Origin of the sequence: Aeromonas sp. QDB34, assembly GCF_027705405.1 — a bacterium.
Lineage (GTDB): Bacteria > Pseudomonadota > Gammaproteobacteria > Enterobacterales > Aeromonadaceae > Aeromonas > Aeromonas hydrophila.
In genome coordinates this window covers 499,986-522,666 of the sequence record NZ_JAPDBT010000001.1, presented here as the reverse complement: position 1 = coordinate 522,666, position 22,681 = coordinate 499,986, and the positions used below count along the sequence as shown (strand labels likewise).

Here is a 22,681-nt window from a genome sequence, read left to right as displayed (position 1 = left end):
TATGTGGGCTGCGTTAACCAGTACGGTGATCGGCAGCATCCTCGCCCGTGCGCTGTTAGCGCTGGGTGTGGGGATCGTATCGATGATCGGATTTTCGGAACTGCTCCAACTGGCCATGACCCGAATCCAGGGCCTGTTCGTCGGCATTCCCGCCGACCTATTGGGGTTACTCGGGTTTATGCACATGGACGTGCCGATCTCGGCGTGGTTTGCCGGTCAGACGGCGGCGCTCGCGCTCTCCGCTGCAACCAGGTTCCTGCCTAAATAAAGTAACAGTGACCAAAATGTCGGAGATAACGAGATGATCACTCTCATTACGGGCACACCTGGCTCGGGCAAAACTCTCAGGTGCGTCGAACTCCTCGCCGAGCTGCGCAACAGTGATGACGCCAAAACCCGCAGCCGGTTGATTTTCGCGAATGTGAACGGCCTTGCACCGGAAATCGGCGCCGTAGCAGAGTTCGACCCCCTGAAATGGATGGATCTACCCGAGGGCTCACTGATCGTGATCGATGAGTGCCAGGATTTTTGGCCATCGCGTCCCAGTGGTTCCAGGCGGCCAGAGAGCGTCGCGGCCCTCAATACCCACCGTCACAAGGGGATCGATTTCGTGCTGCTGACCCAGCACCCTGGCCTGATAGACCAGGATATCCGCGCCTTGGTAGGGCGGCATTTGCATGCCTACCGACCCCGTGCGCAGGAGCATAGCGTCTGGTATGAGTGGAGCTACTGCGAGGCAGCGTGCCAGCCCAAACTCAAACCGATCCCCGAAAAGCGCAAATTCAATAAGCAGATTTTTTCACTGTATAAAAGCACAGTAGAGAACACTCACAAGCCACAATCGTGGTGGCCGATCATCAAAAAAACTCTGCTACCTCTGGGTGCCATCGTCGGCGGCATGGCGATGATGATCGTCTCGTTCTCCGAAATGGCCGCCAAAAATGCCCCCGAACCCGAGGTTGCCCAGGTGGAGGCGGGGCAGGGGACCGAACTGCCGCTCTACCAGGAGGCCTCCGGCGCGGTGCCAACGCTGACCTCAGCGGCACCCACCGCGCCGGCGCTGCCGGTGCTGGCATACCACGGCTGGCAGCGATACGCGGGGAGAACCGATCTACTGCTCTGTCAGGAGGGCGCAGACGGGCGCTGCCAGGTTTCGCTGACCTGGGCGGATGTTCAGCACTGGAGAGAGGAGGGGGGGGTATATCGTGGTGATGGGTGGTCCGAACGGACCGGACCTATGGCAGATCACCGACCGCTCGTTATGGGTGGATGCGCTGGAGCAGGGGGTTCAGCTCGCCAAGCGCTGATGCCCACACCCCGGGCGCCGTAGGCGCCCCTGGCCGGACGGATGGCCGACGGGCGCTCGCGCACGGCGGGCAGGCGGCGGGCCTAGGAAGCACCATAATTTCGGTCACTGTGACCATAAATAGCTGACAGGCGGGTTTCCCGCTCTGCGCTGATGCCGATAAATGGGGTTATCGGCATAATTTGTAAAGACTCTGTGAAGTTTGACCTTCAACATCTCCATTTTGACCTTCAACATCTCTAACGGAGCAGACTATGGGAAATTGGGACGATTTTAGCGATTCAACGGATCCCGTTGATCCGGAATTTCTGGCCGAACGTGAACCAGTCATAGCCGAGCATGTTTTTAGGGTCGCAACCCGTGAGGAGCTGCTGGCCAGAGGCTACGTGCTGCGTCTGGCCGAGTTGAACCTGCCGGCATCACCAGAACTGGACGAGATCGTCAGCGTCCTGCAAACCCAACGCGGTCCTGTGGCGCTCGCGGTCTGGTTTCAGTCGGCCAATGGTTGGCTAGGCAGTGCCAGTCCGGCCGATGTGGTGCGGCGGATCAGCCCAGGGGAAATGTCCGACGTGCTGCATGCGGCACGCCGCGAGGTCGCGCCCATAGAACACGGCTAACCGAGCCATCCAACCCGGTGAGCAATGTTTAGGGCTGGCCGATGGCACCAGCGTTCACCGACAAACCCCGGGCGCGGGCCTCCCGCAGGCAGCGCCGCCAAAAGTGGCCACCGCCAGTGGCGCTCCATTTCACCAGGTAACGATCGGACAGCCAGAAAATCGCCTCCAGCGGCAGATGGGCCAAGTCTTGTTGATGGGTGTACCAGAACGCCCGCCAGTCGTGGATAACTGCCACCCGGTCGACCAACTGCCAGTGGCAGACCCAAAACAGGTGATCCTGGTGTACCAGCGCCAGCGCACCGGCCTGCGGGAACATATCGAACCACAGCAACTGGTAGCCGTCAGGCACAATCATATCGGGGACGGTAGAGAAAACGGACAAAATCGTACGCTAAGCATGCGGCCTGTCAGGTTGAGGCCATAGAGTTTGACGTTTAGGCGTCAGATAATGCAGAAAGCGGCCCTAGTCTGACGCGATGCCAGTGAGCCGACTGACGCCCAGTTGAGGTATAGCCTAGATTGACATGCGCGATGCAACCCTTAACTTGCTTGCACCTATCGTTTCCATGCTAGCTTTATCGTAACGCTAAGGAAGCTCTGAAAAAGCCCATGTTTCGCGAAATCACCGCTCTGTAACCCGCATGGTTGCTGGGATGCATTTCTCGAGCGGGGGCTTTTTCAGACCTTCCTTAGCTTAGCGTACGATTTTTTCCGAATTCTGCGGTTCCCCCATATCCAACCGTCGAAACCGGTGACGCCGCAGCTGTGCCAGCAGGTCGACACCGGCGGTCAGTTCATCCAACCGCCGCCAATCCCGAACCGGGGCGCTATTTCTCATCGGTGACATCCCAATCCCAACCGATCTCATCGGGGTCGACGTCTGCTAGCAACTCGGGTTGCACATCACTGGATTTCCAGTCGATGTCATAAAGGGGGTCATCAAGCTCCTCGAGCAGCTCATCGAGAGTCGGTCGTTTTTTCTCGTTCATCGTAAAAACCTCCCAAACGTTCAAATCCACAACCGCGCATAATGTATATTATGTTAAATTGAATATCTTGTTTCCTGTCACCACCTATTGAACTGTGTATAATGGCAACAATTGATCCTATCTCCGACCGGATGTCTTAAGTGGCTGAATTAACATCAGAACAATTAAAACCTGTTTTTTCGATTGAACAGTTTCCTGCCCTCAGCGAACTCGAACCCATTCCCTTTGCCGCCTTGCAACCCAGAGCCATTTCCGGCATCAAGCGTCTCGCCAGCTTTGATGGAGACTGCCCGGTCATGCTGCTCAGCGGTTTTCCCGGGGTGGATTATGAAGGCGTTTGCCAGACGCTGATCGCCGCCTCCAATGGCAAAGATGGCGACCTGTTCGATCTCTGCTACACCGAGAATCTGAACAACCCGTTCAAGCCCATCTGGCTGCGCCTGCAACCCGGCACCGGCTTCGAGTTCTGTGAAATGGTTGGCGAATTGCTCAAACTGATGAGCCATCATCTGGATGCCGAGCGCCTGGTCACCCGCATCATGCGCAAGCAGAACAACGATCCCAAGATCGATGACTTCCTCTCCGATCTGGCGGCGCACGTGGCACAGGGGCTCGAGTTTCAACATCCGGTACTCATCAACCTGCTGATCCACCATGAAGAGCAGGAAGCGCCGGTCATCTATGGGCGTGATTTGAACTGGGATACCCTGTTTGGCTCCATCAACTATCAGACCGAGCAAGGTTCGGTTTATGCCAACCAGCACCTGCTGGAACCGGGTCTGCTGCGTCAGGCCAACGGTGGCTATCTGATTTTGCAGCTGGACGAGCTGCTGGATCAGCCCCATCTCTGGTTCAAGCTGAAGAATGCGATGCAAAAAGGTGAGCTGGACTGGAACGCCTATCAGGAAGGCAAGACCCTGACCCCCTTCTTCACCCCGGAAGCCACCCCCATCAAGCTCAAACTGATCCTGGTCGGCGATCGGCTGGATGTGGCCGAGTTCCAGATGCTGGACCGTGACATGTCCGAGCGCATCTTCCTGCGCGCAGATCTGGTCTCCGAGGTGAACATTGAAGAGGATCTGCCCGATTATCTTCAATATCTGGCCTGGCTGCGCGAGCGCTGGGAGCTGCTGGACTTCACCCCGGCTGCCCTCGCCGCCCTTTGCCGCCACGCCAGCCGGCTGTGCGACCACCAGGAGTGGCTGTCGCTCTCCGAGGTGCAACTTTCTGCCATCATGCGGATGGCCGACAGCCTGGCACGCGAGCTGGAAGCGGACGTCGTCACCGACGAGCACATTCGCGGCGCGCTGGAAGAGCAGGATTATCGCCTCAACTATCTGGTCGAGCAGTCCGATCAGGGCGTCATCGACGGCCAGATCCTGCTGCAGACCGATGGTGAAGAAGTGGGCCAGATCAACGGCCTCTCCGTCATCCAGGTCTCAGGGCATCCCTATGATTTCGGTGAGCCGGTGCGCCTCACCGCCACCGTGCATCTGGGTGATGGCGATGTGGCGGACATCGAGCGCAAAGCTGAGCTGGCGGGTCATATCCACGCCAAGGCGATGATGATCATCCACGGTTATCTCTCCAACAAGTTCGGTGCCGAGAACCCTTCCCCGCTGTCGGCCAACCTGGTGTTCGAGCAGTCCTATCACGAGATCGATGGTGACAGCGCCTCGTTGACCGGTCTGTGTGCCCTGCTCTCTGCCCTCGCCCGCCAGCCTATCTACCAGCACTTTGCGGTGACCGGCGCGGTCGATCAGTTCGGCAATGTGCAGGCCGTCGGCGGCGTCAACGAGAAGATTGAAGGCTTCTTCCGGGTGTGCAAGATCCACGGTCTCACCGGCAAACAGGGGATCCTGCTGCCTGGCACCAATGCCCAGCAGCTCAACCTGTCCGATGAGGTAATTGCAGCTGTCGAAGCCGGCCAGTTCCATATCCATCCGGTGGATCATGTGGAAGAGGCCATCGAGCTGCTGACTGGTTGTGTTGCTGGTGAGCCGGATATGCCGGATACCCTGTTCGGCCGGATCCAGCAGCGGCTGGATGAGCTCAATGGCACCGACGTCATCAAGGGTGGCGTGCTACGCCGCCTGCTTGGTCGAGTGTTCGGACGGTGAGAAAAGAAGTGATCGGAGTTGTTTAGCGAACAACTGTACGCTAAATTGGCCCGGCTTTGACCCATTTGAAGGATAAACAGCGTGACCGTAGACAATACCACCATTGATGCCCGCCTTTCCCTGTGTGAACAAGGCAAAGACTCGTTTACCCGTGAAGAGCTGCTCGCCTGCAGCCGTGGCGAACTGTTTGGTGAGGGTAACAGTCAGCTGCCCGCCCCCAACATGTTGATGATGGATCGCATCGTCAAGATCAATGACAACGGTGGTGAGCATGGCAAGGGCGAAATCCTGGCAGAGCTCGATATCACGCCGGATCTCTGGTTCTTCGATTGCCACTTCCCGGGTGATCCGGTCATGCCTGGCTGTCTCGGTCTGGATGCCATGTGGCAACTGGTCGGTTTCTTCCTGGGCTGGAAAGGCGGCCCTGGCAAGGGTCGTGCACTGGGTGTTGGCGAGGTGAAATTCACCGGCCAGATCCTGCCGACCGCCAAGAAAGTGACCTACAAGATCACCTTCAAGCGCGTCATCAACCGCAAGCTGGTGATGGGGATCGCCGATGGCGTGGTGGAAGTGGATGGTCGCCCGATCTACAGCGCTACCGATCTGAAAGTGGGTCTGTTCAAGGACACCACCGCATTCTAAGTACTGACCCGTAGGTCAAACTGAACAACGTAAAGGGGCCATCATGGCCCCTTTCCTTTTGCAATGAGTGATGAAGTACCGGCTACTTCATGAAGAGGCCTGAGCCCCGCCCTTCCATGGCATCACGCCAACCACCAAGCCAATGCCCACGGGCATCCAGGCATTGATACGGACACGCTTCTTTCTGTTTGCCGACCACGCCAGCCTGATAACCACGAGCACGAGCTCTTTCCAGACGGTCCCGTTTTTGTCTCTTCATCATCTACGACCCTCTTCCGTGGAACAAAAAAAGCGACCAATTTTTCATCGGTCGCTTTCATCTTTACCCCAGGGTGTCGGCAGGGTCAAACAAAAAATTTCATGCTATCCGGTCATTGTGACACAAGACACTGAACCGCATTAATTTTTAGTGACACAACTTTTTAGCGCTGGAAACGGCGCAGCCAGGCGAATGGCAAGGCCAGCAGAGTCAACCAGAACAGGCTGCCGCCACCGCTGCCGCCATCCTGACCGGTCTGGTTGTTGACCGGTGCGTTGGCGACCACATAACCGGCCGGATCGTTGTTCTTGTAGTCGGTTACGACTGGCGCCAGCTTGACGCTCACCACGGTAGCATTGGTGCGGTTGTTCAGATCGCTCTCGCTGTTGTAGCGATAAGCCGTGGCCGCAACGGTACCGTTGCTGCTGATGCCGCTGGCATAGGCGATGTGGTAGTAGTAACCGTTCTGGGTACACTGCTTGGCACCCGCATCATCCAGACCGCAGATGAGATCGTTCAGATACCAGTTGTTGCCGGTCGCCGCGTTGAGCAGGAAGCCTTCCTGCATGCGGTTGGTGCCGTTGACCACGGGCTGGGTCTGGTGGCGGGAATCACGCCAGCCAACCACCATGTTGTGGTTGTTGATGGCGGCCGCTTCCGAGCCGGAGCCGCTGAGCGGCTTGTCCTGCAGGGAGACCACGGCGTTGGTGGTCGGCGTGTTCAGGTTGAACACGAACATCTCGACCGGGCGGTTCTGGCCCTTGTTGATGCGATAGAGCTGGTTGCCGATCACATAACCGTTGTCATTGACCCCCACGGCCCAGCTGTGTTGCAGCTTGGCGTCATCCTTGCCGGGCTCGCCTTCGGCCAGCGGGATGATCTGGGTAGTGCCTACCTTGCTGCCATCCAGATCCAGTGTCCAGTAAGCGGCCAGGTTACGACCGTCCAGGTAGTTGGTGCCGATCTCGCCGGTGGAGGAGTACCCTACCCCGTACAGATTGCCGTTGAATTTACCCACCCCAAGCGCGGAGGCGGTCTGCACCACTTCGTTGCGGGCGCGGGCATACTCGTTGGCCTGCAGCAGCTTGTTGAAGGTGCCGGTACTGTTAACCAGCCAGAAGCTGGCCTGGGTGTTGAGGCCCGGGCAGTAGCGGTAGTCGCCGTACTGGCCGTCGTTGCCGGCAAAGCACCAGTTGTACGTTTCGGAGTTGACGGCAATGTTCTTGCCGGTGGCGGCGGTACCGGTCACCAGATACTGGCCGTTGTCCAGTTTCTTGATGCTGGTCGGCACGCTCAGGCTGTGAGTGCCGGCGCCGTCTTTCAGCTCGACAGGGTTGCCCTCCTCGACCACGGCGAAGGCAGTGCGCAGCTTGCCACTCATCTTGTAGCCTGCCCGGGTACCGGGTACGTCGCCCAGCGCAGTCACCAGACCGTCGGTCTCGCCCAGCTGTACGTAACCTACGTTGTTGCGCTGGTCGACCCCGTCGAGGAAGTCACGACGCCACTGATAGGCGAAGTTGCTGTTGTCGTTCCAGAAGGAGTTGCAGACCGAGTTGGAGAGCATGCAGCCCTGCTCGAAGCGGAAACGATCGACCAGGAAGTCGGCGAAACGCACGGTCGAGAAGTGCTCGGCCATGTTGTTCTTGGTATTGATCCCGATGATCCCGTTGCCGTCGCCGCTGATCCCGCTGGCGTAACCCTTGTCGGACCCATCGACAATGGTGAAAAAGGGACTTTGTGCCGCCTGGGCATGCAGGCTGGCGCTGACCAGAATGGCCAGCATGGATAATTGCTTTTTCATCTACTTCCTTAGTCCTGATGTTTCAACGCTTCCAACTCCTCCCAACGGGAGAAGGCTTGTTCCAATGCAGCCTCTGCTGCATTCAGGGCATCCAGTTTGGCTTGAGTCTGGTCGCTCGGCAGGGAGAAGAAACCGGGGTGGTTGATCTCGGTCTGCAGGGCATCCAGCTCTGCCTCCAGCTGTTCCAGTCGAGCCGGTAGATTATCCAGCTCCAGCTGCAACTTGTAAGAGAGCTTTTTGGCTTTTGTGGCAGCAGGCACCGGCGCCACGACAGGCTCTGGCGTTTTGCTCTGCGCCTGTTTGGCGACTTGCTGCGCAGACTGCTGTGCCTGTTGTTGAGCGCGGGTGGCCATCATGTCGGCGTAACCGCCCACATAATCGCTGATCTGCCCGTCCCCTTCAAACAACCAGCAACCGGTCACGGTATTGTCGATGAAACGACGATCATGGCTCACCAGCAACAGGGTGCCGGGGTAGTCCGCCAGCAGCTCTTCCAGCAATTCCAGCGTTTCGACATCCAGGTCGTTGGTTGGTTCATCGAGGATCAGTAAATTACTGGGCTTCAAGAACAATTTGGCCAACAGTAAACGGTTTTTTTCGCCCCCTGACAAGGCTTTCACCGGGGTGCGTGCCCGTTTTGGTTCAAACAGGAAGTCCTGCAGGTAACCGAGAATGTGGCGGGAGCGGCCGCGCACCATCACTTCCTGTTTGCCCTCCCCGACGTTGTCCACCACCGTCTTCTCGGGATCGAGCTGCTCGCGGTACTGATCGAAGTAGGCCACCTCCAGATTGGTGCCCCCCTTGACCGTGCCACGACTTGGGCTCAACTGGCCGAGCAGCAGCTTGATCAGCGTCGACTTGCCGCAACCGTTGGGGCCGACCAACGCAATCTTGTCGCCGCGCAGCACCTGCAGATCCAGCCCCTGGAACAGGGTGCGATCACCAAAGTCCAGCCCCAGGCCTTCACTTTCAAATACCAGCTTGCCGGAGCGGCTTGCCTCATCCAGCTGCAGCTTGGCCTTGCCCTGCAGTTCACGGCGCTGGGTCCGCTCCATCCGCATCGCCTTGAGGGCGCGCACGCGTCCCTCATTGCGGGTACGACGGGCCTTGATCCCCTGGCGTACCCACACCTCTTCCTGGGCCAGCTTGCGATCGAATTCGGCGTTTTTGAGCTCCTCGACCCGCAACCACTCCTCTTTCCCCTGCAGGTACTCGTCGTAGTTGCCGGGCCAGGAGGTGATCACACCGCGGTCCAGATCGATGATCCGGGTCGCCAGCTTGTGGATGAATTCCCGGTCGTGGGAGATGAAGACGATGGCGCCGCGAAAATCCTTAAGGAACTCTTCCAGCCAGTTGATGGCATCGATGTCCAGGTGGTTGGTCGGCTCGTCCAGCAGCAACAGATCCGGATCGCAGGCCAGTGCGCGGGCCAGTGCCACCTTGCGCAGCCAGCCGCCGGAGAGGCTGTCGAGGGTCACGTCGGGATCCAGACCGAGCAGGGTCAGCACCTGGTTGATGCGAGTCTCGAACTGCCAGCCATTCTGGTAGTCGAGCTGCTCCTGCAGCTGGCTCATCTTGCGGATGTTGGCATCGGAGGCATCGTGTGCCAGTTCCATGGAGATATGGTGATACTGCTTGAGCAGCTCCCCTACCCCGGCCAGCCCTTCGGCGGCGTAGTCAAACACGGTGAGCTCGCTCGACGCGGGGGGATCCTGCTCGAGACGGGTCACTTTCAAATCTTGTTGCAGCACCAGACGGCCGTCATCTAGCGGCAGTTCGCCGGCGATGACCTTCATCAGGGTGGACTTGCCCGCTCCGTTGCGCCCCACCAGGCAGAGGCGCTCGCCCCGCTCGATGGTGAGCTCGGCCTGATCGAGCAGCGGAAAATCACTGAACGACAACGACGCGCCGTGCAATGTCAAAAGAGCCATTCTTGTTCCTTATTGCTAATGAAAAAACGGGTGGCAGACTGGATCTCCCCCCGTTTCATCGTCAAATCGCCCGCTCACCCCTGCCTGACAAGCCACGCTTGCAGTTCAGCCAGGGTGAAGGGCCAACCCAGTTCACGCCCCGCCTCATCGCGCAATACCGGAATGCGGACCCGATAAGTTGCCAGCCACTGCTCATCATCCATGATGTCGCACTGGCGAGTATCGGCCGCAAGACCGGCCTGCTCCACCAGCGCCCACGCCTGTTCGCACAGGTGGCAACCGTCGGTGTGAAACAGGGTCAGCATCAGGCCTCAGTCTCCGCATGGGTGATGATCCAGCAGTTGTGGATATGCTGGTTGCGCTCGAAATCCTTGGGTCGGGTCTTGCCGGTGATGTTCTGGGCCTTGAGACCAATGGCCTCGAGACCAGCCAGATCCATCTTGAAGTGGCGCTTGTTGTTGGAGAACACCAGGGTGCCACCCGCAGCCAGCAGCCGCTTCAGGTGCTGCATCAGCAGCAGGTGATCGCGCTGCACGTCGAAGCTCTCATCCATCCGCTTGGAGTTGGAGAAGGTGGGCGGATCGATGAAGATGAGGTCGTACTGCTCGTCCGCCTCGGAGAGCCACTTCAGGCAGTCGGCCTGCACGAACTTGTGCTCTCGGCCCACCAGCGAGTTGAGGCGCATGTTGTCTTGTGCCCAGTTGAGGTAGGTGCGCGACATGTCCACCGTGGTGGTTTCGCTGGCACCGCCGAGCCCCGCGTGCACGGTGGCACTGCCGGTGTAGGCAAAGAGGTTCAGGAAGCGCTTGCCCTTGGCCATCTGACCCAGCATGCGGCGGGTCTGACGGTGGTCGAGGAACAGCCCGGTGTCGAGATAGTCATAGAGATTGACCCACAGACGGGCGCCATACTCCTGCACTTCCATCCTGTGCTGCTCTTCGGAGAGCTTCTGGTACTGCTGTTTGCCTTCCTGACGCTCGCGCACTTTCAGGATCACCTTCTCGCCGTCCATGCCGGTCACCTTGATGGCGGCCTGCACCATGTCGAGCAGGCGTTGACGGGTCTTCTGGGCGGGAATGTCCTTGGGCGCCGCGTACTCCTGCACCACCAGATAGTCCTGATAACGGTCGATGGCGGCGTTGTATTCCGGCAGATCGGCGTCATAGAGGCGATAGCAGTCGAGGTTCTCTTTCTGTGCCCACTTCTCCAGGGTCTTTAGATTCTTGCGCAGACGGTTGGCAAAGTCCTGCGCCACCTCTTTCTGGGAAGCAACGGAGTCCTGTGCAATCTGGTAGTTGCGCAGCTGACATTCGAGGGCGCCGTTGAACAGGCGGTATTGCTTGTCGGCGCGCAGACGCAGACAGCTCAAAAGCTCGGGGGATGCGGAAAGAATGGAGACTTTCCAGCCCTGGAAGCTGCGACGCAGGGCATCGCCGAGGGCCTGATGCACTTCCAGCAGTGCCGGGAACTCGCCAAGACGCTCGCCATAGGGGGGGTTTGAGATCAGCATACCGACCTGACGGGCCTCCCCTTCCACTGCCGGCATCGGCAGCAGGTTTTCCAGCGCGGTGACATCGGCCTGTTTGAAGATGATGAGATGGGCCACGCCGGCGGCTTTGGCGTTGTCGCGGGCTTTGAGCAGCACGCGGCTGTCTGCATCACAACCAAACAGCTTCACTTCACAACGCTGCATGCCGCGCTTGGCCCGAACCTGAGCCTCCATCAGCAGGCTCTGCCACAGCTCGCTATCGTGTTGCAGCCAGCGATCGAACCCGAAACGCTCACGGCGCAGGGCCGGTGCCATGTCGGCGGCGATAAAGGCGGCTTCCACCAGCAGCGTACCGGAGCCACACATGGGGTCCATCATGGGCTCGCCGGCCCAGCCACTACGGGCAATCATGGCGGCGGCCAGGTTCTCTTTGAGTGGCGCCTCGCCGGTGCCCTGACGATAGAAGCGCTGGTGCAACGCGGGGCCTGACAAGTCCAGCGTGATATTGGCCTTGCCCTTGCCCAGGTGCGCCATGATGCGAATGTCCGGCGACTTCTTGTCCACGTCAGGACGCACATGACCGCGCTTGGTGAAGCGATCGACGATGGCATCCTTGATCTTCAGAGCACCGTACTGGGTATTGCGAATGGCCGGATTGGTACCGGTAAAATCCACGGCAATGGTGGAGGTACCGGAGAAGTGCTCTTCCCAGGGAATGGTGTGAGCACCCAGATAGAGATCCAGGTCGTCATTCATCTGGAATTCGGACAGCACCAGCACGATGCGGGAGGCGAAACGGCTCCACAGACAGGCCTTGTAGCCAATCGCCAGTTCGCCTTTGAAGTGCACGCCAGCCACGGTCTCACGGACCTGCTCTGCGCCCAGGTTGGTCAGCTCGACGGCCAACAGGTTTTCCAGCCCTTTGGGGCAGGTTGCAAAAAATTCTTTCATCACGCTCACGGGGAACCCATAAAAATAGTGCCGCATTATACCTTAAGCCGCCATCCGGAGCAGCAAAAGCTTGCCAGTGACGACATAAACCGAGGGCATCTGACATGCGCCTCCTCCGACCTTTTGGCCGTTCTGGCAAGGCATGCGCGCAGGAAGGATCTGACGAAGAAAAAACGTACCAGCCGCTCGACAAGTTCAAACAATAACCTGGTGCACTCCGGCATCTCTTATTGGCGCGGCATTACCTTGTTGAGGCAGCAACCATATATGACATGGCCATGGTCAGGAATAGGTGAGCTGTCCCGCTGCCATATCTGACAGGCGTCAAACAAGACTCAACTCGTTATTATTCCCACGACAGAGCAAGTCCTTTCTGTAAACCCCGTGTTTGGCTCTCCCGTTATCGTCCGTAAACGGGAGGGCTATTTTTTTCCTCCTCTCTCTGTTCATATCGCTATTGTCCGACTGTCACATCTATCAGGTTTCAAGAGAAACTACAGGATTTAGAATAATCCCGTGTTGTTGATACAACCGCTTATTCCTCCTGTAGTGTGTGTTTGCCGCCCTCTGATCAAATTGATCGGAGGGCATTTTTTGCACAAAAGCAGTCGCCTGAAATAATCAAGGCTAATGATAGGAACAGAATGGGGACGAGTGAGTGTTCATCAGGATGAACTGAATGAGAGGATAAAGGCTTGCTATAAAATAACCCGAGGTTCAACTCACCTGGCGATATTGCGCCTGTGCCACCGGCCTTGGGCTCATGCGATTGTTCATCACCTTGATCACGCCAAAACGGGGCAGTGTCTTGCTGGTGGTCAATATCAGATCGTCAGTCAGGTTCAAACAGACGCTGGCCTGTTCACCTGCCTCGATCACCAGAAACTCCCCCTTGCCGTGAGGGGTGCCCATGCACACCAGCGCACCGGTTTCGGGAATAATGGCGGGGTGGGTTTCCCCAAAGAACCAGCTTTGTGGCATCAGGGGTTTGTAAAAGCGGCTGACGGCGATGGCATTGAGTACCAGCTGAACCTGATGCGGTACGCTCCATTCCAGTTCGGCAACCCTGTCCATCAGCTGATAATAGAGCGCTGCATCATCCACGCAAAAAGGCTGGGTGGTGAAGGAGCTTGGCACCAATTGTCGCCCTTTATATTCGGTGGCGAAGATCATGCGATCGGATAAATCCAGCATCAGACGATCATCATGAGCATCATAATGCCACTGCCAATTGTCATTGGGTTGGATACACATGCAGGTGCCCTTACTGAAGTCGTTACTCGACTCTATTCCATGTCGAGAATTTCAGCAACTTTAAATAAAGGGCACCGATTTATTTCTTATATATGGGTCACAATCTCTTTGACCAGATCCGGGCCCTTATAAATAAAGCCGCTGTAAATCTGGACCAGACTGGCACCCGCTGCCAGCTTCTCGCGGGCCGCCATGGCACTGTCGATACCACCGACGCCAATAATGGGCAGCGCACCATCCAGTGCCTTGGCCAGCTGGCGGATCACTTCGGTGCTCTTGTGCTGCAGCGGACGACCGCTGAGGCCACCCGCTTCAGCGGCATGGGGCATGTCATAAATCATGTCGCGCTCAAGAGTGGTATTGGTGGCAATCACCCCATCAATGCCATTTTTTATCAGAGATGCGGCCACCTGATTAATTTCATCCGGAGTCAAATCCGGCGCAATTTTAACGGCCAGTGGCACGTATTTCTTATATTGCGCGGCCAGCTCCTGCTGACGAACCTTGAGGGCGGCCAACAGTTCATCCAGCGCATCGCCATATTGCAGGGAACGCAACCCCGGCGTATTGGGAGAAGAGATATTGACGGCAATATAACCGGCATGGTCATACACCTTGTCCATGCAGATCAGATAATCATCCTTGCCCTGCTCGATGGGGGTGTCCTTGTTCTTGCCGATATTGATGCCGATGACCCCCTGATATTTGGCTTTCTTGACCTGGGAAACCAGATGGTCGACCCCTTTGTTGTTGAAGCCCATCCGGTTGATGATCCCCTCTGCCGGAATCACCCGGAACAGACGCGGCTTGTCATTGCCGCTCTGGGGTCTGGGGGTGACGGTACCGACCTCGATAAAGCCGAATCCCATCGCCCCGAAGGCATCGATACACTCACCATCCTTGTCCAACCCGGCCGCCAGACCCACCGGATTGGCAAAAGAAAGCCCCATGACAGTGACGGGGCGTTTGGGCAAGGAGTGGCGGAAGAAACAATCAAGCGGCGTACCGAGAAGGCGGGGCAGATATTTGATGGAGAGATCGTGCGCCTGTTCCGGGTTGAGCTTGAACAGGAAATGCCTGGCGAGAGGGTACAGCATGTTTGCTCCTTAAAAAAAGCCCCGGCAACTGGCCGGGGCTTTGGGTGTGATACCGCTGTCATGCCTTAACTGGCAATTACAGTGCTCGGCAATTCAACTGGAGCAGGTTCAACTCCCGCAAGGCCACCGAGAACTTGGCGAACTCGTGGGTACTGGTGGTCTTGAAGTCGGCCAACATGTGGGTCCAACGGGACAAGAGTTGCTCATGCTCCGAAATCCAGTCGGCCAGTATGGTAGCGCATTCTCCCTGATCTTTGCACCCTTCCAGCACTACGGAAGTGAGGCTGCGCTGCTGCCAGTCCAGATCTTCGCGGAAGGAGGCCCGCGCCATCGCCTGCCAGTGGTTGCCCACCGGTTGATGGTTGATCTGGTCGAGGAACCAATGCAGATCCAGCTTGGCGCCGAGACGGTAGTAGACGTTGGCGGCACGCAGGATGTCGGTCTTGTGCTCCGCGGCGATCTGCGCCAGATCCAGGCTGGAGAAGAGGCTGCTCATGTGGGCCACCTGACGGGCGATGGCTTGTGGCACTTGCTTGGCCACCAACGCCGCGACCGCCTGCTGGTGTTCGGCCACTTCGCTCTCGTCCATCACCTCATAGAGGTGCTGCCCCAGCGTCTCGAAGGCCGGGTGGAAGAAGGCGATGTTCTCGCTGATGCTCCAGCTGCGATTGCGGGCGCGCAGGAACCAGCGGGTGGCGCGGCGCACGATGCGACGGCTGTAGAACATCAGTTCGAGCTGGGTCTCTGCCCCCACCAGGTTGTCGCACCCTTCGATGTCGCGCCACAGCTGGTTGAGGCCAAATACCTCGCGTGCCATGGCGAAGCAGCAGGCCACTTCCGCCACCGAGGCACCGGTCTCGTCTTTCATCCGGCTGGCGAAGTTGAGCCCCATGTCGTTGACCAGCATGTTGGCCACCCGGGTCGCGATGATCTCGCCGCGCAGCGGATGCTGGGCCAGTGCTGCCCCGAACTGCTGCTGCAGCTTGGCCGGGAAGCTGGTCACCAGCATGTTGGCGAGGAAGGGCTCATCGGTCACTTCCGGGCAGTTGAGCTGCTCTTTCAGTACCATCTTGCCGTAGGCCACCAGCACCGCCAGTTCGGGTCGGGTCAGCCCCTGCCCCGCCGCCATCCGCTCGGAGAGCTCCTCGTCGGAGGGCAGGAACTCCAGGGCGCGATCCAGCTTGCCTTCCCGCTCCAGCCCCTGGATGAAACGCTGCTGCTCCTTGAGCTGCTCCGCGCCACGGAAACTGGTCACCGAGATGGACTGGGACTGGCGATAGGCGTTGGTGATGACAATCTGCGCCACGTCGTCGGTCATCTCATAGAGCATCTGGTTGCGCTGCTTGAGGGTCAGGTCACCGGCCGCCACCAGCTGGTTCAGCAGGATCTTGATGTTCACCTCGTTGTCGGAGCAGTCCACCCCGCCCACGTTGTCGGTGAAGTCGGTGTTGATGCGACCACCCTGGCTGGCGTACTCCACCCGGCCCAGCTGGGTAAAGCCGAGGTTGCCACCTTCACCCACGATGCGGGCCCGCAGATCGCGGCCATTGACCCGCAGCACATCGTTGCTGCGATCGCCCACTTCGGCGTCGCTCTCGCGGGAGCTCTTCACATAGGTGCCAATGCCGCCGTTCCACAGCAGATCGACGTTCAGGCAGAGCAGCGCCTTGATCAGCTCGTTCGGCGCCATGCTGGCCTTGTCGGTACCGAGCAGGGTCTGGATCTCGGGGCTCAGCTTGATGGACTTGGCCGAGCGCAGGAAGATGCCGCCCCCTTGGGAGATCAGCTCCCTGCTGTAGTCATCCCAGCTGGAACCCGGCAGCTCGAACAGCCGCTTGCGCTCGACGAAGCTCTTGGCCGCATTGGGGGTCGGATCGATGAAGATGTGCATGTGGTTGAAGGCACCCACCAGCTGGGTGTGCTCGGAGAGCAGCATGCCGTTGCCGAACACGTCCCCCGCCATGTCGCCGATGCCGACGCAGGTGAAGTCGGTGGTCTGGCAGTTGACGCCGATCTCGCGAAAATGCCGCTTGACCGATTCCCAGGCGCCGCGAGCGGTGATGCCCATCTTCTTGTGGTCATAACCGACCGAGCCGCCGGAGGCAAACGCGTCGCCCAACCAGTGGCCGTATTCGAGGCTTATTTCGTTGGCAATGTCGGAGAAGGTCGCAGTGCCCTTGTCGGCAGCTACTACCAGGTAGTAATCATCTTCGTCGTGACGCACCACGGATTGCGGCGGGATCACCTCGCCGCCGATGATGTTGTCAGTCACATCGAGCAGGCCGCGGATGAACAGGCGATAGCAGGCCTTGCCCTCTTCCTGGATCACGGCACGGGGGGCGCCTGCCGGCATCTGTTTGCAGTAGAAGCCGCCTTTGGCACCGACCGGCACGATGACGGTGTTCTTCACCTGCTGGGCTTTTACCAGACCCAGCACTTCGGTACGGAAGTCCTCCTTGCGATCAGACCAGCGCAGACCGCCACGGGCCACCTTGCCCCAGCGCAGGTGCACCCCTTCCACTCGCGGCGAGTAGACGAAGATCTCGAACTTGGGCAGCGGCAGCGGCATGTCGGTGATGCTGGAGGGGGCCAGCTTGAAGGAGATGTAGGGCTTGATGTTGCCCGCCTTGTCCAGCTGGTAGTAGTTGGTGCGCAGGGTGGCGTCGATCATCTCCACATAGCGGCGGATGATGCGATCGTCGTCCAGGTTGGCGACCTGATCCAGCTTGGCGGCGAGCTGCTCGTGCAGCTTGGCGGATGCCTTGGCGTCTTGCGATGGCACCTTGGCGTCCTGCTTGCCAGCCGGATCCAGGCGCTGTTCGAACAGGGTGAACAACAGCTGGGCGATATCCGGGTAGCGGGTCAGGGTCTCTTCGATATAGGACTGGCTGAAAGAGACGCCGGTCTGACGCATGTATTTGGCATAGGCGCGCAGCACCGAGACCTGACGACCGGTGAGGCCGGCCCCCAGCACCAGGCGGTTGAAGCCGTCATCTTCCAGCTGCTTGTTCCAGATGGCTGCGAAAGCCTGCTGGAAGCGCTGCTGGCTCTGCTCCAGATCGAACGGCTGCTCACCATGCAGCAGCATGGAGAAGTCGAGGATCCAGAAGATGTCGCCCGCAGGGGTGCGCACCTGATACGGGGTTTCGCCGATGACGCGCAGCCCCATGTTTTCCAGCATGGGCAGCACATCGGAGAGGTGAATGGGTTCGGTGCGGTGGAACAGTTTGAGGCGAACCCGGCGATCGTTCTCCTCCTCCTGGGCGCGGTAGAACAGCATGCCGAGCGGATTGGTCTCGCTCAGGTTGTCCAGCTCCATGATGTCGGCCACGGCGGACCCCGGCAGCACATCTTCCTTGTAGGCGCGGGGGAAGGCAGTGCTGAAACGGCGGCGCAGTTCGTTGCCGCGGGCTTCACCGTAGTGAGAGAGCAGCACGGAATCCAGGCGGTCGTCCCAGCTGCGGGCCGCTTCAATCAGGTTGTTCTGTACTTCGTTCACATCCACATCCACGTTGTTGTTGTTGACCCGCACTATGTAGTGGGTCCGTGCCAGCACGCCCTCGGTGAAGTAGACGTTGAACTCCACCTCTTCGCTGCTGCCAAAATACTTCTGCAGGATCTGCTGGGTCTTGACCCGCAGCGCCGTGTTGTAGCGCTCCTTGGTGACATAGACCATGCAGGAGAAGAAGCGGCCGTACACATCGCGGCGTACGAACAGGCGCAGCATGTCGCGTTCCTGCATCTCCAGCACGCCAAGACCGGTGGCCAGCAGCTCCTCTTCACGGGCCTGGATGAGCTCGTCGCGCGGGTAGGTTTCCAGTACGTTCAGCAGCGCCTTGTAGGCGTGGGAGCCCTTCTCGTGACCGGAGGCGGCCATGATGTGCTCGAGACGGTGACTGATGAGCGGGATCTGGGTCGCGCTGGTGTTGTAGATGGAGGAGGCATACAGGCCGATGAAGCGATCCTCTCCCACTACCTTGCCGTGCTCGTCGAAGCGCTTGATGCCGATATAGTCCACATACGCCGGGCGATGCACCCGCGACTTGCTGTTGGACTTGGTGAGGATCAGCAAGTCAGAACTCAGCGCCGCGTGACGGGCACTGGCCGGCATGTTGCCAAGGCGCTGACCCACTTCCTTGATGGAGTTTTTCATCAGACCCAGGCTGGAGTCGGCCTGGGGCAGGATCTCGTGATCCCCCTCCACCGCCTTGACGTCGTAGCGGCGGTAGCCCATCAGAGTGAAGTTATGGGCGGCTACCCACTTGAGGAAGGCAACGCAGGAGTCCACTTCGGCTTGACTAACCGGGTTCTTGCGTTTGGGCAGCTCGTCGATGATCTCGTTCAGGCGCGCCAGCATCGGCTGCCAGTCACCGACTGCCAGCGCCACTTCACCGGCCACCGAGTTGAGCTCGGCGGTCAGCCCTTCCATCTGCTCCTCGCTGGTGAGGTGATCGATTTCGATGAGGAAGGCGGTCTCGACCGAGGTCTGTTCGGCGCTGTTGTCTAGATCCAGAATGGCGCTGATCTTGCCCTCGTTGCCGCGAATGAGGTGCAGCGGCTGGTGCAGCATCATGTGCGCCGTGATGCCCCGGCGCTTGAGCGCCATGCGGATGGAGTCCACCAGGAAGGGGGAGTCCTGCAGGATGATCTCGACGATGGTATGGGGAGACTGCCAGCCATGGCGGGTCAGCTCGGGATTGTAGACTCGGATATAGGGGGAGGTCGAGGTGCGCTGGTTGAGCGCATTCCACAGGCTGAGCGCGGCGCCATAGAGATCGCTGTCATTGCGATCGTGCAGATCGGTGCTCGCCATGTTGCCGTAGAACTTGGCGACGAAGCACTCGACCAGGGAGGCACTCTTCTTGGGCAACTTCTGATGGATCAGGCTGAGAACGTTTTCGAGCAGAACTGAGGTAGGGGCGTCTTTCAATGCCATTTCTATATTCCTTATCGGACGACATTAACCACCGACACAGAGACATCCACCCTGGATGCCCACCGGTACAGAGTTGCTGCGAAGTGTAATGTCTTGGATCAAGGAAGGCGAGCAAAGGTGATAATGAGTTGTTAAAAACAAGGGGCAGATCACGCCTTAAGCTGTGAAAAATTTTGCCGTTCTGGCAAAAAACAGAAAATCCCACTGGATGGTTACGGATTTACCGGATAGATAGTGACTGAAAGCAGTGAATTGCGCGGAAATATGTTCAAGTTTTGTTAATTTATGCGTTCGAGGCTGATAAAGCGATAATCGTCCTGGGTTTTGAGGCGAAAATAGCCATGTACCCCGCTGATGGCGACGAAAGGCCGGATTTTCTCAATGCCCAGCTCCAGGGTCAGCCCCTGCTCGCTGCGTACCACCAGCCGTTTGGCATGGCCCTGATACATCAGCATGACTTCGTCGTGGCTCAGGGACAGGCGAAAGGTAAACTGCTTCACGATGACTCCTCTGGTCTGATAAACGGCCCGGGTGTTGAAAGGGCGGGAGATGGCTCCCCCACCCCGTCGGGTTTACTGCTGCAGCGCCTTGCTCACCTTCTCGAACAGATCCCGTGCCAGCCCCTCGAGGTTGGCCAGACGGGTCAGCTCGGTGCGGATCAGCGCCTTGCGCCCCTCATCGAGCCGCTTGAACTGGATGAGCGGGGTGATGAGGCGGGAGGCCACCTGCGGGTTGACCTCGTTGAGCTCGATCAAGAGATCGGTCAGGAAGCGGTAGCCGCGACCATCGCGCGCATGGAACTGCACCTGGTTGTTCATGGCAAAACTGGCTACCAGCGCCCGCAGCCGGTTCGGGTTGCGGATGCTGAAGGTGGGATGCGCCATCGCCAGCTTCACCTCTTCCAACACGTCTTCCGCCGGCTTGGAGCCCACCAGTCGCAGCCAGTTGTCCAGCACCAGCCCGTCCTTGGCCCACTTGCCTTCGAAATCGGCCAGCAGCTCGGAGCGGCACGGCAGCAGATGGCTGTTGGCTACCTGCAGCGCCGCCAGGGTGTCGGTCATGTTGTCGGCGGTGGCATATTGCTGGCGTACCAGCAGATCGGCACTGCCGGTGTCGAGCGCCGCCAGATAGCCCAGCACCACGCCCTTGAGCGCCCGCTTGGCCATGTCGGCGTGCACCACCTGATAAGCCGGCAGGCGCAGCGCCTCGTAGCTGCTTGTCAGACTGGCACCGAAGGCGTGGGCCAGCGAGGTGTGGATCTCGTTGCGTACTTGATGGATGGCATCGATGTCGGCCACCTCGAACAGCTCGGCCAGGGTCGCCTCACCCGGCAGCGCCAGGATCTCCGCCTTGAGGGCCGGATCCAGCCCGCCGTCGTCCAGAATGGCGACAAAGGCCGCCAGCAGGGTCTGGGAGAGTTCTACCCCCTGCCCGTGCTGCACTCGGGCCACGCCCTCGATGACCGCCTTGTTGATCAGCATCTGCGCCGCATCCCAGCGAGCAAACTCGTTGCGGGCATGCCGCATCAGGAAGGCCAGCGCCTCGTCGCTGTAGTCATAATGCAGCTTGACCGGTGCCGAGAAGTCCCGCAGCAGGGAGGGCACCGGCTTCACCGCCACCCGATCGAAGACGAAGGTTTGCTCCGCCTCCAGCACGTCCAGCACGTTGCCGATGGCCTTGCCCTGATACTGCAGCGGAATGACGGCACCTTGTTCGTCATAGAGCTCGATGTCGAGGGGGATATGCAGCGGCAGTTTTTGCGGCTGATCCTGGGTCGGCGGGGTGTGCTGGCTCACGTGCAGGTGATAGACGCCGCTTTCGGCATCGTACTCGTCGGTCACGGTGAGCTCGGGGGTACCGGACTGGCTGTACCAGCGGCGGAAGCGGCCGAGATCGACCCCGGAGGCATCTTCCATCGCCTGCACGAAGTCATCACAGGTGACGGCCCGACCGTCAAAGCGCTCGAAATAGAGGCGCATGCCCGCCTGGAAGGCGGCCTCACCCAGCAGGGTGTGCAGCATGCGGATCACTTCCGAGCCCTTCTCGTAGACGGTCAGGGTGTAGAAGTTGTTCATCTCGATCACCACATCCGGGCGGATGGGGTGGGCCATGGGGCCGGCATCTTCGGCAAACTGCGGGCCGCGCACGGTGCGCACGTTGTTGATCCGATTGACCCCGCGTGAGCCCAGATCGGAGGAGAACTCCTGATCCCGGAACACGGTCAGCCCCTCTTTCAGGCTGAGCTGGAACCAGTCGCGGCAGGTGACGCGGTTGCCGGTCCAGTTGTGGAAATATTCGTGGCCGATCACCCGCTCGATGCCGTGGTAGTCGCTGTCGGTGGCGGTAGCCGGATTGGCCAGCACGAACTTGGAGTTGAAGATGTTGAGCCCCTTGTTCTCCATGGCGCCCATGTTGAAGAAGTCCACCGCCACGATCATATAGATGTCGAGGTCATACTCGAGACCGAAGCGCTGCTCGTCCCAGCGCATGGAGTTGATGAGGCTCTCCATGGCAAAACCGGCGCGATCCAGATTGCCCTTGTCGACGAAGATCTCGAGGGCCACCTTGCGGCCGCTCTTGGTGGTGTAATGGCTGCGCTCCACGTCGAAGTCCCCGGCCACCAGGGCAAACAGGTAGCTCGGTTTGGGGAAGGGATCCTGCCACTGCACGAAGTGGCGGCCGTCACCCAGATCGCCACTGTCGACCTTGTTGCCGTTGGAGAGCAAGAAAGGGAACTGGGATTTGTCGGCGGTGATGCGGGTGCTGTAACGGGCCAGAATGTCGGGCCGGTCCAGATAATAGGTGATGCGCCGGAACCCTTCCGCCTCGCACTGGGTACAGTAGGCGTCGCCGGACTTGTAGAGCCCTTCCAGCGCGGTGTTGGCGGCCGGATCCAGCAGGGTCACGATGGTCAGCACGCACTCGGCCGGCAGGTTGAACAGGGTCAGGCTGCTCTCGCCCTGCTCGTACTGGGTGAAGGGCACCCCGTCCACGCTGACGCTGTGCAGGGAGAGCCCCTCCCCATCCAGCACCAGCGGTTCATTGTGCTCGCCATTGCGCCGCAGACGGGAGATGGCGGTCACCTGGGTCAGCGGCTCCTGCAGTTGAAAGTCGAGATCGATGCTGTCGATCCAGTAGAGCGGAGCCCGGTAATCCTGGCGATATTTGGCCGTCATGGCCTGGGAGTGATCGGTCATTATTGTTTGCTTCCACGCTTGTAATTGACGTGTCAGAGGCTGTCACAACCGGTTGGCAGGGTCAAATAGTTTGCATTCAGGCAAAAGAAAGG

Annotated in this window: 17 protein-coding genes; 5 read left to right on the top strand and 12 right to left on the bottom strand. The window is 59.1% G+C overall.

All coding sequences use genetic code 11. The annotated features are described in order from the left end of the window. The first annotated feature begins 1 nt into the window (after position 1). The 3 genes from OKC29_RS02355 to OKC29_RS02345 all read left to right on the top strand — a co-directional run bounded on the left by OKC29_RS02355 (position 2) and on the right by OKC29_RS02345 (position 1,923). Positions 2–268 carry a DUF2523 family protein gene (locus OKC29_RS02355; protein ID WP_073350243.1) on the top strand — a complete coding sequence of 89 codons (267 nt, stop codon included), beginning with the start codon at positions 2–4 and terminating at the stop codon, positions 266–268. Between the two features lie 33 nt (positions 269–301). Beyond that, a complete protein-coding gene (locus tag OKC29_RS02350; RefSeq protein WP_073350241.1) occupies positions 302–1,330 on the top strand; it encodes a zonular occludens toxin domain-containing protein in 1,029 nt (342 codons plus the stop codon). 230 nt (positions 1,331–1,560) lie between these two features. Beyond that, positions 1,561–1,923 (top strand): hypothetical protein, encoded by a 363-nt coding sequence (locus tag OKC29_RS02345; protein WP_073350239.1) that lies wholly within the window; start codon positions 1,561–1,563, stop codon positions 1,921–1,923. Between the two features lie 28 nt (positions 1,924–1,951). On the opposite strand, the gene OKC29_RS02340 is transcribed toward OKC29_RS02345, so the two are convergent. Beyond that, positions 1,952–2,278: a hypothetical protein gene (locus OKC29_RS02340; RefSeq protein WP_270668798.1), complete on the bottom strand. Its 327-nt coding sequence runs from the start codon at positions 2,276–2,278 to the stop codon at positions 1,952–1,954. Between the two features lie 472 nt (positions 2,279–2,750). Beyond that, positions 2,751–2,912 carry a hypothetical protein gene (locus tag OKC29_RS02335; protein WP_153810815.1) on the bottom strand — a complete coding sequence of 54 codons (162 nt, stop codon included), beginning with the start codon at positions 2,910–2,912 and terminating at the stop codon, positions 2,751–2,753. 140 nt (positions 2,913–3,052) lie between these two features. Here OKC29_RS02335 and OKC29_RS02330 point away from each other — a divergent pair, with 140 nt between their 5' ends. Together OKC29_RS02330 and fabA are read left to right on the top strand one after the other, a co-directional pair. After that, entirely contained in the window at positions 3,053–5,032 is a 1,980-nt protein-coding gene (locus OKC29_RS02330; RefSeq protein ID WP_073350232.1) for a Lon protease family protein, read from the top strand. A gap of 81 nt (positions 5,033–5,113) precedes the next feature. Then, positions 5,114–5,674: a 3-hydroxyacyl-[acyl-carrier-protein] dehydratase FabA gene (gene fabA, locus OKC29_RS02325; RefSeq protein ID WP_016350690.1), complete on the top strand. Its 561-nt coding sequence runs from the start codon at positions 5,114–5,116 to the stop codon at positions 5,672–5,674. A gap of 82 nt (positions 5,675–5,756) precedes the next feature. On the opposite strand, the gene rmf is transcribed toward fabA, so the two are convergent. From rmf to pepN, 10 genes are all read right to left on the bottom strand, one after another. After that, positions 5,757–5,936, bottom strand: a complete 180-nt coding sequence (rmf, locus tag OKC29_RS02320) for a ribosome modulation factor (RefSeq protein ID WP_005315693.1) — start codon at positions 5,934–5,936, stop codon at positions 5,757–5,759. Positions 5,937–6,096: 160 nt separating this feature from the next. Next, positions 6,097–7,734 (bottom strand): DUF3466 family protein, encoded by a 1,638-nt coding sequence (locus OKC29_RS02315; protein ID WP_073350230.1) that lies wholly within the window; start codon positions 7,732–7,734, stop codon positions 6,097–6,099. A gap of 8 nt (positions 7,735–7,742) precedes the next feature. Beyond that, on the bottom strand, positions 7,743–9,665 hold the full coding sequence (gene uup / locus OKC29_RS02310; protein ID WP_073350228.1) for an ATP-binding cassette ATPase Uup: 1,923 nt from the start codon (positions 9,663–9,665) through the stop codon (positions 7,743–7,745). 74 nt (positions 9,666–9,739) lie between these two features. Next, a complete protein-coding gene (locus tag OKC29_RS02305; RefSeq protein WP_073350226.1) occupies positions 9,740–9,970 on the bottom strand; it encodes a glutaredoxin family protein in 231 nt (76 codons plus the stop codon). After that, positions 9,970–12,141 carry a bifunctional 23S rRNA (guanine(2069)-N(7))-methyltransferase RlmK/23S rRNA (guanine(2445)-N(2))-methyltransferase RlmL gene (rlmKL, locus tag OKC29_RS02300; protein WP_162275684.1) on the bottom strand — a complete coding sequence of 724 codons (2,172 nt, stop codon included), beginning with the start codon at positions 12,139–12,141 and terminating at the stop codon, positions 9,970–9,972. The genes OKC29_RS02305 and rlmKL overlap by 1 nt, the downstream gene beginning before the upstream one ends. 681 nt (positions 12,142–12,822) lie before the next feature. Beyond that, the gene (locus OKC29_RS02295; RefSeq protein WP_011706138.1) at positions 12,823–13,359 is read right to left on the bottom strand and encodes a cell division protein ZapC; all 537 of its coding nucleotides are present in this window, start codon (positions 13,357–13,359) and stop codon (positions 12,823–12,825) included. 86 nt (positions 13,360–13,445) lie between these two features. Continuing rightward, positions 13,446–14,456: a quinone-dependent dihydroorotate dehydrogenase gene (gene pyrD, locus OKC29_RS02290; protein ID WP_073350224.1), complete on the bottom strand. Its 1,011-nt coding sequence runs from the start codon at positions 14,454–14,456 to the stop codon at positions 13,446–13,448. A gap of 76 nt (positions 14,457–14,532) precedes the next feature. Continuing rightward, positions 14,533–19,392 (bottom strand): NAD-glutamate dehydrogenase, encoded by a 4,860-nt coding sequence (locus tag OKC29_RS02285; protein ID WP_073350222.1) that lies wholly within the window; start codon positions 19,390–19,392, stop codon positions 14,533–14,535. 278 nt (positions 19,393–19,670) lie between these two features. After that, entirely contained in the window at positions 19,671–19,892 is a 222-nt protein-coding gene (locus OKC29_RS02280; protein ID WP_005300804.1) for a DUF2835 domain-containing protein, read from the bottom strand. Positions 19,893–19,964: 72 nt separating this feature from the next. Continuing rightward, positions 19,965–22,589 carry an aminopeptidase N gene (gene pepN / locus OKC29_RS02275; protein WP_073350220.1) on the bottom strand — a complete coding sequence of 875 codons (2,625 nt, stop codon included), beginning with the start codon at positions 22,587–22,589 and terminating at the stop codon, positions 19,965–19,967. Positions 22,590–22,681: the final 92 nt, after the last annotated feature.

Bases quoted from the DNA above. Each gene is read 5' to 3' on its own strand.
- OKC29_RS02355 (WP_073350243.1), top strand. From the start codon at position 2: ATGTGGGCTGCGTTAACCAGTACGGTGATCGGCAGCATCCTCGCCCGT.
- OKC29_RS02350 (WP_073350241.1), top strand. From the start codon at position 302: ATGATCACTCTCATTACGGGCACACCTGGCTCGGGCAAAACTCTCAGG.
- OKC29_RS02345 (WP_073350239.1), top strand. From the start codon at position 1,561: ATGGGAAATTGGGACGATTTTAGCGATTCAACGGATCCCGTTGATCCG.
- OKC29_RS02340 (WP_270668798.1), bottom strand. From the start codon at position 2,278: ATGATTGTGCCTGACGGCTACCAGTTGCTGTGGTTCGATATGTTCCCG.
- OKC29_RS02335 (WP_153810815.1), bottom strand. From the start codon at position 2,912: ATGAACGAGAAAAAACGACCGACTCTCGATGAGCTGCTCGAGGAGCTT.
- rmf (WP_005315693.1), bottom strand. From the start codon at position 5,936: ATGATGAAGAGACAAAAACGGGACCGTCTGGAAAGAGCTCGTGCTCGT.
- OKC29_RS02315 (WP_073350230.1), bottom strand. From the start codon at position 7,734: ATGAAAAAGCAATTATCCATGCTGGCCATTCTGGTCAGCGCCAGCCTG.
- uup (WP_073350228.1), bottom strand. From the start codon at position 9,665: ATGGCTCTTTTGACATTGCACGGCGCGTCGTTGTCGTTCAGTGATTTT.
- OKC29_RS02305 (WP_073350226.1), bottom strand. From the start codon at position 9,970: ATGCTGACCCTGTTTCACACCGACGGTTGCCACCTGTGCGAACAGGCG.
- rlmKL (WP_162275684.1), bottom strand. From the start codon at position 12,141: ATGCGGCACTATTTTTATGGGTTCCCCGTGAGCGTGATGAAAGAATTT.
- OKC29_RS02295 (WP_011706138.1), bottom strand. From the start codon at position 13,359: ATGTGTATCCAACCCAATGACAATTGGCAGTGGCATTATGATGCTCAT.
- pyrD (WP_073350224.1), bottom strand. From the start codon at position 14,456: ATGCTGTACCCTCTCGCCAGGCATTTCCTGTTCAAGCTCAACCCGGAA.
- OKC29_RS02285 (WP_073350222.1), bottom strand. From the start codon at position 19,392: ATGGCATTGAAAGACGCCCCTACCTCAGTTCTGCTCGAAAACGTTCTC.
- pepN (WP_073350220.1), bottom strand. From the start codon at position 22,589: ATGACCGATCACTCCCAGGCCATGACGGCCAAATATCGCCAGGATTAC.